General features: G+C 62.0%; 16 protein-coding genes. 11 read left to right on the top strand and 5 right to left on the bottom strand.

The genetic code is table 11. The annotated features are described in order from the left end of the window. The first annotated feature begins 76 nt into the window (after positions 1-76). The gene (locus tag GH665_RS00680; protein WP_153134262.1) at positions 77-1978 is read left to right on the top strand and encodes a DUF3857 domain-containing transglutaminase family protein; all 1902 of its coding nucleotides are present in this window, start codon (positions 77-79) and stop codon (positions 1976-1978) included. Between the two features lie 12 nt (positions 1979-1990). On the opposite strand, the gene GH665_RS00675 is transcribed toward GH665_RS00680, so the two are convergent. Further along, a complete protein-coding gene (locus tag GH665_RS00675) occupies positions 1991-3019 on the bottom strand; it encodes a serine/threonine protein kinase (RefSeq protein WP_028197751.1) in 1029 nt (342 codons plus the stop codon). Positions 3020-3144: 125 nt separating this feature from the next. Further along, positions 3145-3357 carry a hypothetical protein gene (locus GH665_RS00670; protein ID WP_028197750.1) on the bottom strand — a complete coding sequence of 71 codons (213 nt, stop codon included), beginning with the start codon at positions 3355-3357 and terminating at the stop codon, positions 3145-3147. 428 nt (positions 3358-3785) lie between these two features. On the opposite strand from GH665_RS00670, the gene GH665_RS00665 reads away from it, so the two are divergent. Beyond that, positions 3786-5075 (top strand): MFS transporter, encoded by a 1290-nt coding sequence (locus GH665_RS00665; protein ID WP_153134261.1) that lies wholly within the window; start codon positions 3786-3788, stop codon positions 5073-5075. Positions 5076-5436: 361 nt separating this feature from the next. Then, on the top strand, positions 5437-5622 hold the full coding sequence (locus GH665_RS00660) for a hypothetical protein (RefSeq protein ID WP_006050504.1): 186 nt from the start codon (positions 5437-5439) through the stop codon (positions 5620-5622). 163 nt (positions 5623-5785) lie between these two features. Here GH665_RS00660 and mgrA read toward each other — a convergent pair whose 3' ends face one another. Further along, on the bottom strand, positions 5786-6829 hold the full coding sequence (gene mgrA / locus GH665_RS00655) for an L-glyceraldehyde 3-phosphate reductase (protein ID WP_153134260.1): 1044 nt from the start codon (positions 6827-6829) through the stop codon (positions 5786-5788). 223 nt (positions 6830-7052) lie between these two features. Between mgrA and GH665_RS00650 the strand changes: the two genes are divergently transcribed. Continuing rightward, complete coding sequence (locus tag GH665_RS00650; RefSeq protein WP_028197747.1) at positions 7053-7259, top strand: DUF3185 family protein; 207 nt, start codon at positions 7053-7055, stop codon at positions 7257-7259. A gap of 61 nt (positions 7260-7320) precedes the next feature. On the opposite strand, the gene GH665_RS00645 is transcribed toward GH665_RS00650, so the two are convergent. Continuing rightward, positions 7321-8082 (bottom strand): phytanoyl-CoA dioxygenase family protein, encoded by a 762-nt coding sequence (locus GH665_RS00645; protein ID WP_153134259.1) that lies wholly within the window; start codon positions 8080-8082, stop codon positions 7321-7323. Positions 8083-8555: 473 nt separating this feature from the next. Between GH665_RS00645 and GH665_RS00640 the strand changes: the two genes are divergently transcribed. Beyond that, a complete protein-coding gene (locus GH665_RS00640; RefSeq protein WP_153134258.1) occupies positions 8556-8924 on the top strand; it encodes a hypothetical protein in 369 nt (122 codons plus the stop codon). A gap of 108 nt (positions 8925-9032) precedes the next feature. On the opposite strand, the gene metK is transcribed toward GH665_RS00640, so the two are convergent. Beyond that, positions 9033-10220 carry a methionine adenosyltransferase gene (gene metK / locus GH665_RS00635; RefSeq protein ID WP_115781589.1) on the bottom strand — a complete coding sequence of 396 codons (1188 nt, stop codon included), beginning with the start codon at positions 10218-10220 and terminating at the stop codon, positions 9033-9035. A 277-nt stretch (positions 10221-10497) separates the two neighbouring features. Here metK and GH665_RS00630 point away from each other — a divergent pair, with 277 nt between their 5' ends. From GH665_RS00630 to GH665_RS00605, 6 genes are all read left to right on the top strand, one after another. Next, positions 10498-11382 (top strand): lipid A biosynthesis lauroyl acyltransferase, encoded by an 885-nt coding sequence (locus GH665_RS00630; protein WP_153134257.1) that lies wholly within the window; start codon positions 10498-10500, stop codon positions 11380-11382. A gap of 103 nt (positions 11383-11485) precedes the next feature. After that, positions 11486-12349: a diaminopimelate epimerase gene (gene dapF, locus GH665_RS00625; RefSeq protein WP_153134256.1), complete on the top strand. Its 864-nt coding sequence runs from the start codon at positions 11486-11488 to the stop codon at positions 12347-12349. 199 nt (positions 12350-12548) lie between these two features. Beyond that, on the top strand, positions 12549-13274 hold the full coding sequence (locus tag GH665_RS00620) for a DUF484 family protein (RefSeq protein ID WP_153134255.1): 726 nt from the start codon (positions 12549-12551) through the stop codon (positions 13272-13274). Between the two features lie 24 nt (positions 13275-13298). Next, the gene (gene xerC / locus GH665_RS00615; RefSeq protein WP_153134254.1) at positions 13299-14222 is read left to right on the top strand and encodes a tyrosine recombinase XerC; all 924 of its coding nucleotides are present in this window, start codon (positions 13299-13301) and stop codon (positions 14220-14222) included. 109 nt (positions 14223-14331) lie between these two features. After that, positions 14332-15534 (top strand): class I SAM-dependent rRNA methyltransferase, encoded by a 1203-nt coding sequence (locus GH665_RS00610; RefSeq protein ID WP_153134253.1) that lies wholly within the window; start codon positions 14332-14334, stop codon positions 15532-15534. A 293-nt stretch (positions 15535-15827) separates the two neighbouring features. Next, complete coding sequence (locus GH665_RS00605) at positions 15828-16931, top strand: CobW family GTP-binding protein (protein WP_153134252.1); 1104 nt, start codon at positions 15828-15830, stop codon at positions 16929-16931. The last annotated feature ends 109 nt before the right edge of the window (positions 16932-17040 follow it).

The raw sequence follows: 17040 nt of genomic DNA, 5'->3' as shown, positions 1-17040 counted from the left end.
GGCATCCGCTTGACATCCGGGCCTCGCAACCCGACTCTAGGCAGCGATCCCGTCACCGTCCGGATACCTGCCTGCCATGCGCCTCGTCTCCTGGGTCTATCTTGCGTCTCTCGGCTGGCTTGCGTGCGCTCACGCCGCGAACGCGAGCATCACTGCCAGGCTGGACGATCCCTACACCAACGAGGGCGAAACGCAGACCTTCACGGTCAACGCCGACGGCTCCTTCTCCAAGCTCGATTCGATGACGCTGCGCGTGAACAGCGAAGCAGGTGTCGCGCGGGTGGCGCAGCAGTACGTCTGGTTCAACCGGAATATGGCCGACGTGCAGATCCTCGAGGCGTACACGATCACCGCCGACGGCGTGCGTCACGACGTGCAACCCGACCAGATTCGCGACGTGCAGGAAGCGCGTTCATTCAATGCGCCGATGTTTCAGGACATCCAGGAAAAGGTGATCGTGTTCCCCGCCGTCGAACCCGGCGCGCGCGTGCACCTCACCTATCGCAAAACGCAGAAGCAGCCACTCGTGCCAGGCGAGTTCAGCGACTTCACGCCGCCCGATCTCGTGCCGACGCGGAACTTCCGCCTCATCTACGACCTGCCCGCCAACAAGCCGCTTTATGCCGATGCGCGTGGCTTCACGGTTCTGCAGCCGGTCACGCGCGAGGGCCGTACACGCTACGAATATCGTTACGACAAGGCGCATTTCAGCCGGCTCGAGCGCGGCTCGATCGCGTACGTATCGTATGGCGACCGGTTGATGGTCTCGACCTTTCCGGACTACGCCACGTTCGCCGCCAGCTACAAGGCGTCCTCCGCCGACCCAACCACGGCCGACGTCACCGTCACGCGTCTCGCGCAAAACCTCACCGCGCACGACCACACCCCGCGCGACAAAGCCAAGACACTGTACGACTGGGTGCGCCGCAACGTCCGCTACGTGGCGATCTATGTCGGACGCGGTTCAGTGGTGCCGCACAGCGCAAGCGCGATCCTCGCGAACCGCTATGGCGACTGCAAGGATCATGTGGCGTTATACGGCGCGCTGCTCGACGCAGTCGGCGTTCACAACGAGCCGGCGCTGATCAGCAGCGGTTCGATCTATACGCTGCCCAGCGTGCCGGGCTACGGCGTCATTAATCACGCCATCACATGGCTGCCCGATCTGCAGCAATACGCCGACTCGACGGCGTCGAATGTCGAATTCGGTTTTCTGCCGTGGTCCGATATGAACCGGCCTACCGTCCTCGTCAATCAGGGAGTCGTTGCGCAAACGCCGGCCACCGAATTGACAACGCGCAGCACCGACCTGTCGATCAAGGTCGAGCCCGATGGCTCGGCAAGCTTCACGTACCGGCTGGAGGCATCGGGCGCCACCGCCGAACAGGCACGCGCGATGTTGCGCGCGCAGACGCCCGCGCAACGTGAGGAATCGATCCAGGCGGAACTGCGCAGCGCGAACCTGCGCGGCACGGCTACGCTGACCACCAACGATCTCAGCGTAGCCGACGGCCCGTTGACGATCACGATGAAAGGCACGCTCGAAAGTCTCGTGGTGCCGGGCGCGGCGGCATCGATTCCGGCGCTGACGAGTCTGGCCGGCGGCCTGGACGCGGATACGCGCTACTGGCTTGGCGAACGGCAGCGCACCCAGCCGTTCGTCTGTCATAACCTGGCGTTGCATGAACGCGCGCGCATTGAATTGCCGGCGAATTTCCACGTGCTCGACATGCCGGAAGCAAAACGAACTCAAGACCGCTACGTCGATTTTCAATCGCAGTACACGTTCGATCCGCTGAGCAACGTGGTGACGATGGCGCGCGACGGCACCACGCATTTCGACAGCGACGTCTGCACGCCCGACGACTTCGCGAAGATGCGCCCCGCGATCGAAGCAATCGGGCGCGACGTGCGCGCCGAAGTGATCGTCAAATCGACGCTAGTGGAATCGTCGAGCGTGGCGTCACAGGCGCCGTAGAAACGCCAACGCTCAAACCGGCCAGAGCGGCCCTTCCTGCATCGCGCCGAGCTGCTCGCGCAGTTCGAGAATGCGGTCTTCCCAATACCGCTGCGTGTTGAACCACGGAAACGCCGCCGGAAAGGCCGGGTCGTCCCAGCGGCGCGCGAGCCACGCCTGATAATGAATCAGCCGCAGCGTGCGCAATGCTTCGACAAGATAGAGTTCGCGCGGCTCAAAATCGCAGAAGTCTTCGTAGCCGGCGAGCAGATCCGCCAACGCCCGCGAAGCCTCGACACGTTCACCCGGCAGCAGCAGCCACAAATCCTGCACCGCCGGACCCATGCGGCTGTCGTCGAAGTCGACGAAATGCGGGCCCGCGTCGGTCCACAATACATTGCTCGGATGACAATCGCCGTGCATTCGCAACATGCGAATATCGCCAGCACGTTCGAAGGCGCGTTCAACGCCTTCAAGCGCGAGATTCACCACGGTTTCCCAAGCGGGCCGCACATCGTCAGGCACGAAGCGGTGCGACAGCAGGAAATCGCGCGGCTCGTAGCCGAACGTGTTGATGTCGAGCGTGGGACGTTCAGTGTAGTTCTGTGTCTGCCCGACCGCATGAATGCGGCCGATAAAACGCCCTAACCACTCGAGCGTGTCGCGCCGGTCCAGATCGGGCGCGCGGCCGCCACGGCGTTCGAAGATCGAGAACCGGAAACCGTCGAAGGTATGCAACGTACGGCCTTCGAAAACACGCGCGGGCACCGCCGGAATCTCGCGCGCGGCGAGATCGGCGACAAAAGCGTGCTCTTCGAGAATGGCGGCGTCAGTCCAACGCTCGGGACGATAGAACTTGGCGACCACCGGCGGACCGTCTTCCACGCCCACCTGGTACACGCGGTTTTCGTAGCTGTTGAGCGGGAGCATGCGGCCGTCGGTGTACACACCGACGCTGCTGAGCACGCTGTCGAGCGCGTCGAGCACGATTTCCGGCTTGAGCCGGGCGAAAGGGACGGCGCTATCGGCGCCGTCCTGCGAGTCGAGATTGTCGTCGTTCATCTCCGCATTGTGCGCCGCGCCGCCGTCAAAGACGAGGGTGTCGGCGCACCTTGCGGTTGACTGCCTGCTGCAACGACATGACTACGGCATGGCAACGATATGAATCGAACTCAAACCAACCAGTCTCAATGCACCTGCGCGCTCGCCGGACGCACCTGCTCGCCCGTATCGATCAAGTCTTCGAGGAAAAAGGGTTCAGTATTCAGATGCTCTGACGTGCCGGGCTCGCCGGCATACCAGGCCACCATTGCCATGTCGCCGAGAATGCGCATGACGATCCCGCGTGCGCCTTGCGGCACGGCGATATGCACCGATCGGACAATGGAACCGATTTGCATGATGTTTCCCCGTTTCTCCCATAGCCGGCTTTATGGTTTCCTCGCCGGTCAAGGTGATGATAAAAGCGCCGCTTCGCCAATAACGTTGCGTACGCACCCAATCTGCTGCGCGTAAGACGCGTGAGAGGTTTGAGTCATTGTTCCCGTTTTGCGGGGCCATGGAAAGCGCGAACTCGAGGCTGTTTACCCGTCGTTTCGCCCTATTCCCATTACGGCGCGCCGGACCGATGCTCTGGGTGTCACGCGTCGTAATGAGGCCATCATAAACCCTGCCGGGGCGATATTTCAAAATCATGCCGTCACTGATGTCGTCATCGCGAAGCGCGAATATTCACGTGCAGGGTCGTCGCACGGCGCACACCCGCACAGCTTTTTCAGCGTATCCTTAACTCCTTTGTGTACTTTGCGTTCCCCGAGGAGATTGTTTCGTGACCGCATCGCCGGAATTCAACCGGACTGCTACTTCGGCTGTTCCTGTTTCATCTGCTTCTTCCAGCTCCACCGCCGTGCCTGAGCCCTCCAACACGCCTTATCTCGAACGCGGCACGCGTGCCTATTGGCGCGCCAGCATCGCGCTGCTGTTCGCCGGTTACGCCACCTTCTCGCTGCTGTATTGCGTGCAACCCTTGCTGCCCGCGTTCTCGAGCGCATTCGGCGTGACGCCGGCACAGAGCAGTCTCTCGCTCTCGCTGACCACAGCCGCGCTCGCGCTCGCGATATTCGTGGCCGGTTTCGTTTCGGAAGGCTGGAGCCGTCACAAGCTGATGACCGCGTCGCTCACGCTGTCCGCGCTATTGACGATTGCTGTGTCGATCGCACCGCATTGGCATCAACTGCTCGTGTTGCGCGCGCTCGAAGGCCTCGCGCTCGGCGGCGTGCCCGCCGTTGCGATGGCCTACCTCGCAGAAGAAGTGCACCCCGACGGACTCGGTCTTGCAATGGGGCTGTACGTCGGCGGCACCGCGATCGGCGGGATGGCCGGGCGCGTGATTACCGGCGTTGTCGCGGATCTGTTTTCGTGGCGCGTGGCGATCGGCACGATTGGCGTGCTCGGCATTCTCTCCATGCTCGCGTTTCGCGCGCTGCTGCCGCCGTCGCGCCATTTTGTGCCGCGTCGTGGGCTCGGCTTTGCTCATCATCGCACCGCCCTGCTCAAGCAATTCACGCGGCCTGGTCTGCCTCTGCTGTTTCTGCTCGGCTTTGTGCTGATGGGCAGCTTCGTCACGCTGTACAACTACATCGGCTACCGGCTGCTCGCACCGCCCTATCTGTTGAGTCAGACGGAGATCGGCGCGATTTTCGTCGTGTATCTGACGGGCGTGGTGGCCTCGCCGTGGTCGGGACGCATGGCCGACATGTTCGGCCGGGCGCGCGTGCTGACCGCCAGTTTGCTGCTGATGGCGTTCGGACTCGCCCTCACCATGCTCCATCCGATCACGGCGATTGCAATCGGGATCGCCTGCGTGACGTTCGGTTTCTTCGCCGGACATTCGGTGGCGAGTGGCTGGGTCGGACGTCTCGCGAAGGAAGCGAAGGGGCAAGCAGCGGCGCTATATCTGCTTGCGTACTACATCGGTTCGAGCGTCGTCGGCTCTTATGGCGGCCATGTGTGGACCGGTTATGGCTGGAACGGTGTCGCTGGATTGGTGGGAGCGCTGCTCGTTATCGGCATCGTTGCCGCCACGCGTTTGCGTCAACGCGAACGAACCGCCGCGTGAGAAAGCGCTGCTGATCGCCCCTATGAAAAACCGACCCGGACGCAGCATGGAACCACGCTTAAAGAGCTTGCGTGAAGTAGACCCGAGCCATGCGAAAGCCATCCGGTGTGCATCGAATCGGCTTAAAAAGTAAGGTTCGTGTAAGCAAATACTTCATTTTTTGCGGCGTTTTTGCTGCGCCGCGCCAATCGTGCCACCCCTTGCCGCGCTGGGTTCTGCAGCCTGCGAAAACTGCGTTGCAGCGCCGCAAGCGTTGTTATGTTGATCTAACCGTCACCTATACTCAAATCGAGCGTTGGCAGTGCCATGACTCCAGCAAATAGAGCCACTGCCCGCGCCAGTACTAAATAAGGAGACGGGTATGACGACCTACTTCACGATTGGCGATTTCATCCTGGTCATTCCGATGGCGCTTGCCGGCGCGTTATTTGTCGGCGCGCTTCCTTGCAAAACGGAGTTGCGTCACAACGCGCTGCGGGTGCTAGGCGCGCTGCTCGGCGTGGTGTTCGCGGTCGTGCTGGTTGAGGGCTTGCCTGCGCTGGTTTAGCGCGGACCGGCGAAGACGGCCTCTACGCTTCGCCGACGGTTCGGTCGACTGAACGCAGTCGTTTCGGCCACTGCGCGGGAAACGCGTGTGCTTGAGCGTATCGACAAAAAAAAGCCGCCTGATAGGCGGCTTTTCTGTTTCTACGACATCGGACACTGTGCGATCAGATCGCCTGATCCGTCGACGGCTTTTCCCACAGGTTAATGCCGCCCTCAGTCGCGTAGCGATCGATCTCCGCCAACTCGTCCTTCGAGAACGCGAGATTCTTCAACGCACCGACGTTCTCGCGCACCTGCTCCGCGCGGCTTGCACCGATCAGCACGGACGTCACGCGCGGATCGCGCAGCGCCCAGGCAAGCGCCATCTGCGCGAGGCTTTGTCCGCGACGCTGCGCGATGTCGTTGAGCTTGCGCACGTGCTCGATATTTTGCGGGCTCAGATGCTCCTGCTTCAACGAGCCGCCGCCCGGCTTGTTGACGCGCGCGTCTTCGGGCACGCCGTTCAGATACTTGCCCGTGAGCAAGCCCTGCGCGAGCGGCGTGAACGCGATAGCGCCCGCACCGACTTTCTCGAGCGTGTCCAGCAGCTCGCGTTCGATCCAGCGGTTGAGCATGTTGTACGCCGGCTGATGGATCAGCAGCGGCACCTTGTACTCGGCAAGCAGCTTTGCCATTTCGAGCGTCTTGGTTGCCGAGTATGACGAAATACCGATGTACAGCGCCTTGCCCTGCTGCACCGCGCTCGCCAATGCACCGGCGGTTTCCTCGAGCGGCGTATCGGCATCGAAACGATGCGAATAGAAGATATCGACGTAGTCGAGACCCATGCGCTGCAGGCTTTGATCGAGACTCGCCAGCACATATTTGCGCGAGCCGCCGCCCTGGCCGTACGGACCCGGCCACATGTCCCAGCCCGCTTTCGACGAGATCAGAAGTTCATCGCGATACGGCTTGAAGTCGTCTTTGAAGAGCCGGCCGAAATTGGTTTCGGCGCTTCCGTACGGGGGGCCATAGTTGTTGGCAAGATCGAAGTGCGTGATACCCAGGTCGAAGGCCGTGCGCAGGATATCGCGCTGCGTGGAGATCGGCGTGGTATCGCCGAAGTTGTGCCACAAGCCCAGCGACAGCGCCGGCAGTTTGAGACCCGACTTGCCGCAGACGCGGTATTGCATGTCCGAATAGCGTTCTGAAGCTGCTTCGTAAGCCATTGCTAGTGTCCTTGATGTTGAGGTCGCCCGGCGATCACGGGCGTGAGGAAATCATCACGTACTGCGAGAGGCGTGCGGGTTTTATGTTCTGATATGGGTGAAGCCAGAGCGCTATGGTAGCCAATCGCCGTGCAGCCTGCACACACCCACTATGCGAGATGGACGACGGCTTGCGGCTCCCCTACACTTTGGCCGGTCAAAGTTTATCGATAGGGGCGGGTTCATGGTGAAGGCGATTTCAATCGCGCTGATAGTCGGCGGTGTCGTGTTGTTGTATTTCGGCGGGCAGGCATTCAATTCGGTCAGCAGCGAGGTGTCTCGCGTGTTTACCGGGTCGCCGACCAATAAGGCGATCATGCTGATTGTGGGGGGCGTTATCGCTACCATCGCCGGCCTGACCGGCGTGGCTGTTTCGGGCCGCAAGCGGTAAAGCGTTAATTGCCTGCGCGGTGCGGAATCAGCGAACCTCCGCGCCGCGCAGGGCAAGAAACCTAAAAGGCAATTTCAGGCTTGGCCGCCGAACGGGACCCCGGAAGCGGCACATTGCTCGCCCCGTGATAGGTAAACACCAAAGAGAACTTCACCTGATCGCTGATGTTCTTGCCAGCCGAGTGCAGCGTGTTGCAATGGAAGAACACCACGTCTCCGGCCTTGAGTTCGGGCGAAACCGCGGTGCGAATCAACGCCTGATTCTCCTCCAGATCGGAGCGGAAAAACTTGGCTTCGTCGAAGCGCTCGGACGTGAACGCGACGCTATGCGACTTCGGCACCAGCCACAATGCGCCGTTATCGACCGTCTCCGACCCGACCGCGAGCCACACCGACACTAGATCGTCACGCTCGAACGACCAGTACCGCACGTCACGATGCCAGCCGGTCAAGCTGCCATAGGCCGGATGCTTGGTCATCATGCAATTGTGATGCGCCCGCGATAAGCGCGGCTCCTCACCGAAGTACAACTCCATCCAGCCGCGAATTTCCGGCGCGGTTGCCCATTGCGCAAATTGCGGATGGCGCCCGTACGCATCCAGCAGCCGGCGAACCGTATGGCCGCCCGGCGCATGTTTTGATTCCGGTGCGCCCGGATAGCGAAGATCCGCCTCGAATTCGATCGGCACCGCCGCTTCCTGCAATTGTCGCTCCGCAATCTGCTTCAGTTCGCCACAGCGCTCCGGCGACACCAATCCAGGCACAACGACAAATCCTTGCTCCCGCAACGTTTGAATCTGCTCTTTCTTCGAATGAAGTGACATGGTGTTCCGTTACTTTCGACTGGCTGATGCTCGATTGTAAAACGGGCGCGATCGGACTGCGCGCTGTTTCGCCTTTCGAAAAGCCAGAGTTTCGGGCATGCCTTACGCACTACTTTCACGCGCACTGGCGGTTTGCACGGCACCCTGTCAGGGCAGGCATGCACGAAAACCGACCGCAACGGGGCGCGACCCTGTCAGCGCGCACATTGCTCTTACCCGTAAAAACCCGCATTCGCAGGGTAAAAACCGACTTTCTGACGTCACGAATCACGTGTAGCCTGCACGTATGTTGATCGCTACTCCCGCACTTTCGCGGCGCGCAAGCGCCGTTCTGACCGGCTCCGCCGTCATCCGTGCCCTTTTCCCCCGAATTCCAGGCTTTCGCGCCGTTCATCGCGACACCGCCATTGGCACATTTGGTGCTCTTTCTGGCGTACGCTCTTTCGCGCGACACGTTGCCTACTTGTGAAGCCATGCATACTCTTCTGAGCACCCGTCTTACCCGCGCCGCGTTGAAAGCGGCGCGTCCCGCACGCCGCCATGTGGTGCGCGCGCTGCGTCACCATGCCACCCGGACTCGCGCTTTAGGCGAACAATGGCGTGAAGCCAAAGCAGTCGACGGCATTCGCACGTGGTTCCATACGTTCTTCTCGGCGTTGCGCCTGCAAGGCGGTTCGCGGCGCTTCTCGCTGCGCACGCTGCTGCGCAAACCGACGCCGCTGCGCCTCGCCGCGCCGCGCCGCGCACCGGTCGCAGCGCCGCAAAACACGAGCCGCCGACCGCGCCGCATGTCGACGAGCGGCAGTTCCGGCTGGTTTGCGTTCGCGTTTGCGAGCCGGTGAATCAAGGCCGAATCAAGGCCGAATGAGCCGCTGAAGATGCAATAAAAAAAACCCCGCACGGCTTGCGCCGGCGGGGTTTTTTACTGAAGCGGATCGCTCTTGTGCTTATCAGGCGAGCGCGGCGACCGGTTCGGTACCGGCTGCTTCAGCCAGCGCCAAAGCCTTGTCCGTGGCTTCCCACGTGAATTCCGGCTCTTCGCGGCCGAAGTGACCATAAGCCGCGCTCTTCTCGTAGATCGGGCGCAGCAGGTCGAGCATCTGGATGATGCCCTTCGGACGCAGGTCGAAATGCTCCTGCACAAGCTTCGTGATCGTTGCATCCGACACGCGGCCCGTGCCGAAGGTATTGACCATCACCGACGTCGGCTGAGCCACGCCGATTGCGTACGACACCTGGATCAGGCAGCGCGACGCCAAACCGGCCGCCACGATGTTCTTCGCGACATAACGGCCTGCATACGCCGCCGAACGGTCGACCTTCGACGGATCCTTGCCCGAGAACGCGCCGCCGCCGTGCGGCGCAGCACCGCCGTACGTATCGACGATGATCTTGCGGCCCGTCAGACCGCAATCGCCTTGCGGGCCGCCGATCACGAACCGGCCAGTCGGGTTCACCAGGAACTTGATGTCGCCCTTGATCAGATCAGCCGGCAGCGTCGGCTTGATGACTTCTTCGATCACGGCTTCGCGCAGCGTGGCCAGATCGATATCCGGCGAATGCTGCGTGGACAGCACCACGGTGTCGATCGCATGCGGCTTGCCGTCGACATAGCGCACGGTGACCTGCGACTTCGCATCCGGACGCAGCCAGGGCAGACGGCCGTCGCGGCGCAGATTCGCCTGACGCTCCACCAGACGATGCGACAGATGGATCGGCAGCGGCATCAGTTCCGGCGTTTCTTCGCACGCGTAACCGAACATCAGGCCCTGGTCGCCAGCGCCTTGATCGAGGTTGTTGTCGTGCGCGCGGTCCACGCCCTGGGCGATGTCCGGCGATTGCTTGTCGTACGCCACCAGCACGGCACAGCCGCGGTAGTCGATACCGTAGTCGGTGTTGTCGTAGCCGATGCGCTTGATCGTGTTGCGCGCGACCTGGATGTAGTCGACGTTCGCCGTCGTGGTGATTTCGCCGGCCAGCACGACGAGACCCGTGTTGCACAGCGTTTCGGCTGCAACACGCGAATATTTGTCCTGCGTCAGGATAGCGTCGAGAATGGCGTCCGAAATCTGATCCGCGACTTTGTCGGGATGGCCTTCGGAAACGGATTCGGAGGTGAAGAGATAGTCGTTTGCCACGTTGCAGACTCCTGTTGTGTGGTTACGGTTGAGTTTCACGTAGCCAGCTTCGGGAGCCTTGAAGCGGCGACGCTTTAGCGGATTACCTTACCGGCAGACGCATATCCCATGGATCGCACCCGCCAGCTTCGCCCCGCAAGTTGTCTATTAACTCGGCGAAGCCCTTATTATAGCGACTTCCTTTGATTGTCACAGAGTGTCCACGCGTGCGGTATTACGTCCATCTTTCCGCTTTCCTGAAGACTGCCCTGCAAGGCGCCCCGTTGCGGGGTGCCGCATGCTGAGCCGCTATGGCGCGAAGCTCGCAATCGGGCTGCTGAAATTATTTGCATTGTTGCCGTATGGTTTCGTCGCCCGCCTGGGCGACGGACTCGGCTGGCTGCTTTACCAGGTCCCGAGCCGGCGCAAGCGCATTGTCCATATCAATCTGGAACTGTGCTTCCCCGAATGGGATCGCGCGCGCCGCGAAGAGGTCGCCCAGAAGCATTTCCGGCATGCGATCCGCAGTTACGTCGAGCGCAGCGTGCAATGGTTCGGCTCGGCGGAAAAGCTCGAAAAGCTGATCCAGCTCGACAGCGAAATCGACCTCACCGACCCGGATCTGCCGCCCACGCTGTTCCTCGGCTTTCACTTCGTCGGGATCGAAGCGGGTTCGATCTTTCTGAACTACTCGCTCAAGCGCCAATGCGGCTCGCTGTATCAGCCAATGTCGAACCCCGAGCTCGAAGAAGTTGCCAAAGCAGCGCGGGCACGCTTCGGCGCCGATATGGCGAGCCGTGCCGACAGCGCGCGCATCGTGCTGCGCTGGCTGCGCGACCGCAAACCGGTGATGCTCGGCGCGGATATGGACTACGGCGCGCGTAATTCCACGTTCGTGCCGTTTTTCGGCGTGCCCGCCTGCACGCTGACCGCGGTCGGCCGTCTGGCGAAGGTCGGGCATGCGCAGGTGGTGCCGTTCATCGGCGAGGTACTGCCGAACTACAAGGGTTATCGGCTGAGGGTGTTCAAGCCGTGGGAAAACTACCCCACCGGCGACGACGACGCCGACGCGCGCCGCATGAATGCCTTCCTCGAAGAGCAGATCCCGCTGATGCCCGAGCAGTACTACTGGGTGCACAAGCGCTTCAAGACCCGTCCGCCGGGCGAGCCGAGCGTGTACTGAGCGGCTCTCAAAAAGCGTCAGAACACGGAAATAAAATGACAAATAAGGTGGCAAATAAAGCGCTGTGCGGCCCACCTGCAGGCGCGTCACTTACAATAGCGTGATGAAACTGAAATTCACCAAGATGCACGGCGCGGGTAACGACTTCGTCGTGCTCGACGGCTACACCCAACCGGTCAACCTGACGCCGGCGCAGGTGCGCGCGCTCGCGGACCGGCATTTCGGCGTCGGCGCCGACCAGTTGCTGCTGGTCGAAAAGCCCACCGCGGAAGGCTTCGATTTCAGATATCGCATCTTCAATTGCGACGGCGGCGAGGTCGAGCACTGCGGCAACGGCGCGCGCTGCTTCGTCAAGTTCGTACGTGACAACGGCCTGACCGACAAGCGCAGCGTGCGTGTGCAAGTGCAGAACAGCACACTCCTGCTGACCATGCAGGAAAACGGCGAAGTGCTGGTCGATATGGGCGCGCCCGTGTTCGAACCGGCGCGCGTACCGTTCGCCACCAAGGGCATCGAAGGCCGCAGCGAGGGCGCCGATACGCTCTGGCCACTCGACGTGAACGGCGTGACGCGCTGGATTTCGGTGGTGTCCATGGGCAATCCGCACGCGGTGCAAGTGGTCGACGACGTCGAAGATTTTCCGGTGCTCGTCGAAGGCCCGGTGATCGAGCGGCATGCACGCTTTCCGCAGCGGGTGAACGCGGGCTTCATGCAGATCGTCGGCCGCAGCGAGATCAAGCTGCGCGTCTACGAGCGCGGCGCCGGCGAAACGCTGGCGTGCGGCACGGGCGCGTGCGCTGCCGTCGCTGCCGGCATTCGCCGCGGGCTGCTGGACGCGCCTGTGCTGGTGCACACGCACGGCGGCAAGCTGACCATCAGCTGGGATAGCACGCAAGAAGGCGCGCCGCTGTTCATGGCCGGCCCTGCGGCAACCGTTTTCGAAGGCGAGATCGAACTGGCCGATTGAGCCGCGCCGGCAAAGTACCGACGCATTACCTGATTGAACGGCCGAGCGATCGGCCAAGGCAATACCCGACACGCGGCCTGGAACGGGCCGCTGAACAGGCCGATGAAGAGCCGGACCGAGCGGCTCTTTCACCGGCCGACTGAACTCATGACCGATGCGCCGCCCGAAGGCGTCGTCCCGTAGTCCTTTAGCCGAAACCATGAACGATCGCGAAGTCGCCGAATATCTGCTCGCCAACCCCGAATTCTTCGCCGAACACGCGGAAATGCTCGCGACGATCCGGCTTGCGAACCCACACGGCAAAGCCGCGGTGTCGCTGCAGGAACGGCAGATGGAAATGCTGCGCGACAAGAACAAGCATCTCGAACGGCGTTTGGCCGAGTTGCTGCGCTACGGTCACGAAAACGACAGCATTGCCTCGAAATTCAATCGCTGGACCATCCGTGTGATGGCCGAGCGTGATCCGTACGCGCTGCCGCGCACGATTTCCACTGGCTTGCGCGATATTTTCGATGTGCCGCAAGCGGCGCTGCGCGTATGGGACGTCTCCGAGCCGTATGCACAGGCCGATTTCGCACGCCATGTCGGTGAAGAAGTGCGCATCTTCGCGAACAGTCTCACCACGCCGTACTGTGGCGCGAACACCGGCTTCGAAGCAGCGCAGTGGCTGACGCCGGCGGTCTCGGCGGTGAACGACGACGCATCCGCAGACGGTACAGGTACAGGCGAGTCCGCGCACGCTACCGAGTCGATTGCGCTGCTCGCGCTGCGCGACCCCGAAGGCAAGGAAGAAGCGCCCACCTTCGGCCTGCTGGTCATGGGTTCGGCCGACGCACGCCGCTTTCACGACGGCATGGCCACCGATTTCCTGACGCAGATCGGTGCGTTGGCGAGCGCGGCGCTGAGCCGCCTGCTGCCGCGCTGAGCCGCCAATCCCGCAAAGGCCATCGTGACCGACGCCGACCCGATCGCCGCCTATCTGTCGAATCTCGAACATGAGCGGCGGCTGTCGGCGCATACGTTGCGCGGCTACACCCACGAACTCGAGGAGCTCAAGCTGCTGGCCAAAGGCCGGCCGCTCGAAAGCCTCACCGCCGTCGATATTCGCGGCGCGGTTTCGCGGGCTCATGCCGGCGGACTGACCGCCCGTTCGATCAGCCATCGGCTGTCGTGCTGGCGCGCGTTTTACCGCTGGTTCGCGGGCCGCGTCGATCTGCCGGCCAACCCGGTCGCCACCGTGCGCGCGCCGAAGCAGGCCAAGTCGCTGCCCAAGGCGCTTTCCGTCGACGACGCCACGCGCCTGATGGAAAGCCCGCCCGCCGCGACGCCCGAAGGTTTGCGCGACCACGCAATGCTCGAACTGTTCTACTCGTCAGGCCTGCGGCTGTCCGAACTGGTCGGCCTCGACGCCCGTTTTGCCGATGCCGACGGCTACCGCTCCGCGGGCTGGCTCAAGCTCGACTCCGCCGAAGTCGAAGTGCTCGGCAAAGGCAACCGGCGCCGCATCGTGCCGGTCGGCAGCAAAGCGCTCGGAGCCTTGAACGCGTGGCTCGCGGTGCGTGACCAGATGATCAAACACGATCCGCATCCGCTGTTTCTATCGGCGCGCGGCAATCGGCTGTCGCCCAATGTCGTGCGTGATCGTGTGAAGCGCGCGGCGCTGGTCGCCGGCATTCCGGCCAACGTGCATCCGCACGTGTTGCGGCATTCGTTCGCCACGCACGTGCTGCAGTCGAGCGGCGATCTGCGGGCCGTGCAGGAACTGCTCGGGCACGCCAGCATCACCGCCACGCAGGTCTACACCGCGCTCGATTTCCAGCATCTCGCGCACGTCTACGATCAGGCGCATCCGCGCGCCAAAAAACGCGACTGATTCCGCTCTTTGCCTGTTGTTTGCTACTTGCGGCTTGCGGTCTCCCTCTTTGCTTCACCTGCCGTGTGCGTCTTTGTCCACGCGGCCTACTGCTCCTGCTGACACCCTGATGAATACCGTTACGCTCAAACCGTCGAAAGAAAAATCGCTGCTGCGCCGCCATCCGTGGGTTTATGCCAACGTGATCGATCGCGTCGACGGCAATCCCGCTCCTGGCGCGACCGTGCTGGTACGCGCGCACGACGGCCGGTTCCTCGCGCGCGCGGCCTACAGCCCGCATTCGCAGATTCGCGCGCGCGTGTGGAGCTTCGACGAGATGGAGCCGATCGATCACGCGTTCTTCAAGCGCCGTGTGCAGCGCGCGCTCGCGCATCGTCAAACGATGGTGCATAACACCGGCGCGGTCCGGCTGATTTTCGGCGAAGCAGACGGCCTGCCGGGGTTGATCGTCGACCATTACATCGCTGAGGACGAAGGCCAGCGCAGCCAGTTGGTATGCCAGTTCATGGCGACAGGCGTCGAAGCATGGAAGGAAGCGATCGTCGCCGCGCTGGTCGACGCGACCGGTTGCCCGAATGTCTACGAGCGTTCGGACGTATCGATCCGCCAGAAGGAAGGGCTCGAGCAGATTACCGGCGTGCTGGCGGGCGAAGCACCGTCGGAAGCGCTGATTGCGAGCGAAAACGGCGTGCGCTACCACGTCGACGTGCGCAACGGCCACAAAACCGGCTTCTACGTCGACCAGCGCGACAACCGCTTGCTGGTGCAGGAACTGGCGAAAGATCGCGACGTGTTGAACTGCTTCTGCTACACCGGTGGCTTCTCACTGGCGGCATTGAAAGGCGGGGCGAAGCGCGTGGTATCGATCGATTCGTCGGGCGACGCACTGGCGATCGCGCAACAGAACATGGCCGCCAACGGTTTCGACGCCGGGCGCGCCACCTGGCTCGACGCCGACGCGTTCAAAACCCTGCGCCGCCTCCACGACGAAGGCGAGCGCTTCGACCTGGTCGTGCTGGATCCGCCGAAATTCGCGCCTTCGCGTGAACACGTGGACCGCGCCGCGCGCGCCTACAAGGACATCAACCTGACCGGCCTGAAGCTGCTGCGCCCGGGCGGCCTGCTGTTCACCTACTCCTGCTCCGGCGCGATCGACTCGGAACTGTTCCAGAAAATCGTCTCCGGCGCGGCGGCCGATGCACGCGTCGATGCGCGGATTCTCAAGCGCCTCGGCGCGGGAGTCGACCACCCGTTGCTCACCGCCTTCCCTGAAGGCGAATATCTGAAGGGTTTGCTGTTGCAAATTGCCTGATTGCCCATAGCTTGACGGTTATTTCCCGTGCGCGGCGAAAGGGATTCGCCCCGCCGCCAGCGCCGGCTTGACAGATATGTTTCAATATCCGGCTAGATCGGGTCGCGCGCCATCAGGCTGCCGCGCCCGGCAAACCGGATTCGCAGGCGCGTTCGCTGCAAATCCCGCGCCGCAGATTTCGCGCGGCAAGTTTGCTCGGTAAATTTGCTCGGTAAATTTGCTCGGTAAATTCGCGCGGTAATTCGCGCAGTAATTCGATTACGCACAGACTCACGTACATACAGGCGACCACCATGATCCCAGTCACCATCCTGACCGGCTTTCTCGGCAGCGGCAAAACCACCCTGCTCAAGCGCATCCTGAACGAAAAGCACGGCATGAAGATCGCCGTGATCGAGAACGAGTTCGGCGAAGAGAACATCGATAACGAAATCCTCGTGCAGGACACGAGCGAGCAGATCATCCAGATGAGCAACGGCTGCATCTGCTGCACGATTCGCGGCGACCTGTCGCGCGTGCTGGGCGACCTGGCGGCGAAGAAGCAGTCCGGCGAACTGGATTTCGACCGTGTCGTGATCGAAACCACCGGCCTCGCCAATCCGGGCCCGGTCGCGCAGACGTTCTTCATGGACGACCAGATCGCCAATGAATTCCTGCTCGACGCGATCATCACGCTGGTCGACGCGAAGCACGCGAACCACCAACTGGACGAGCATGAAGTGGTGCAGCGCCAGGTCGGCTTCGCCGATCGCCTGTTCATCACCAAGTCGGATCTGGTCGACGAAAAACACCTGGACGATCTGCGCCATCGCCTGCTGCACATGAACCCGCGGGCGGCGATCAAGGTCGTCAATTTCGGCGAAGCGGACATCAAGGAAATCTTCGATCTGCGCGGCTTCAATCTGAATTCGAAGCTCGAAATCGACCCGGACTTCCTCGCTGAAGACGAACATGCGCACAGCCACGCTCACGCGCATGACGAGCACGGCCACACCCATGCCGACCACGACGATCACGATCACGAAAACTGCGATCACGACCACGGCAAGTGCGACCACGAAGGCCACGACCACGCGCATCACCATCACGCGCACCACGACGACAAGATCAAATCGTTCGTCTACCGCAGCGACCGTCCGTTCGATCCGAACAAACTCGAAGACTTCCTCGGCGGCATTCTGCAAATTTATGGCGAGCGCCTGCTGCGTTATAAGGGCGTGCTCTATATGAAGGGGGTTGACCGCAAGGTAGTGTTCCAGGGCGTCCACCAGATGATGGGCAGCGATCTGGCCGCGAAATGGCAGCCGATCGAAAAGAAGACCAACAAAATGGTGTTCATTGGCATCGAACTGCCGCAGGACCTGATCACCGACGGCCTGGACGCCTGTCTGGCATAAACCTCACGCTTTGACCGTGCCAAGCCGAGGTGGCTCGGCATGGCAGGCGTGTCGGCGTACGCGGATGGCGAGCGTACGCCCTGCGAACAACAAACAATTGTCTGCGGAA

The sequence above is a fragment of the Paraburkholderia agricolaris genome (assembly GCF_009455635.1).
GTDB classification, from domain to species: Bacteria; Pseudomonadota; Gammaproteobacteria; order Burkholderiales; family Burkholderiaceae; genus Paraburkholderia; species Paraburkholderia agricolaris.
The sequence above is the reverse complement of the archived record's forward strand: the minus strand, read 5'-3'. Positions and strand labels throughout refer to the sequence as shown.

Bases quoted from the DNA above. Each gene is read 5' to 3' on its own strand.
- GH665_RS00680 (WP_153134262.1), top strand. From the start codon at position 77: ATGCGCCTCGTCTCCTGGGTCTATCTTGCGTCTCTCGGCTGGCTTGCG.
- GH665_RS00675 (WP_028197751.1), bottom strand. From the start codon at position 3,019: ATGAACGACGACAATCTCGACTCGCAGGACGGCGCCGATAGCGCCGTC.
- GH665_RS00670 (WP_028197750.1), bottom strand. From the start codon at position 3,357: ATGCAAATCGGTTCCATTGTCCGATCGGTGCATATCGCCGTGCCGCAA.
- GH665_RS00660 (WP_006050504.1), top strand. From the start codon at position 5,437: ATGACGACCTACTTCACGATTGGCGATTTCATCCTGGTCATTCCGATG.
- mgrA (WP_153134260.1), bottom strand. From the start codon at position 6,829: ATGGCTTACGAAGCAGCTTCAGAACGCTATTCGGACATGCAATACCGC.
- GH665_RS00650 (WP_028197747.1), top strand. From the start codon at position 7,053: ATGGTGAAGGCGATTTCAATCGCGCTGATAGTCGGCGGTGTCGTGTTG.
- GH665_RS00645 (WP_153134259.1), bottom strand. From the start codon at position 8,082: ATGTCACTTCATTCGAAGAAAGAGCAGATTCAAACGTTGCGGGAGCAA.
- GH665_RS00640 (WP_153134258.1), top strand. From the start codon at position 8,556: ATGCATACTCTTCTGAGCACCCGTCTTACCCGCGCCGCGTTGAAAGCG.
- GH665_RS00630 (WP_153134257.1), top strand. From the start codon at position 10,498: ATGCTGAGCCGCTATGGCGCGAAGCTCGCAATCGGGCTGCTGAAATTA.
- dapF (WP_153134256.1), top strand. From the start codon at position 11,486: ATGAAACTGAAATTCACCAAGATGCACGGCGCGGGTAACGACTTCGTC.
- GH665_RS00620 (WP_153134255.1), top strand. From the start codon at position 12,549: ATGAACGATCGCGAAGTCGCCGAATATCTGCTCGCCAACCCCGAATTC.
- GH665_RS00610 (WP_153134253.1), top strand. From the start codon at position 14,332: ATGAATACCGTTACGCTCAAACCGTCGAAAGAAAAATCGCTGCTGCGC.
- GH665_RS00605 (WP_153134252.1), top strand. From the start codon at position 15,828: ATGATCCCAGTCACCATCCTGACCGGCTTTCTCGGCAGCGGCAAAACC.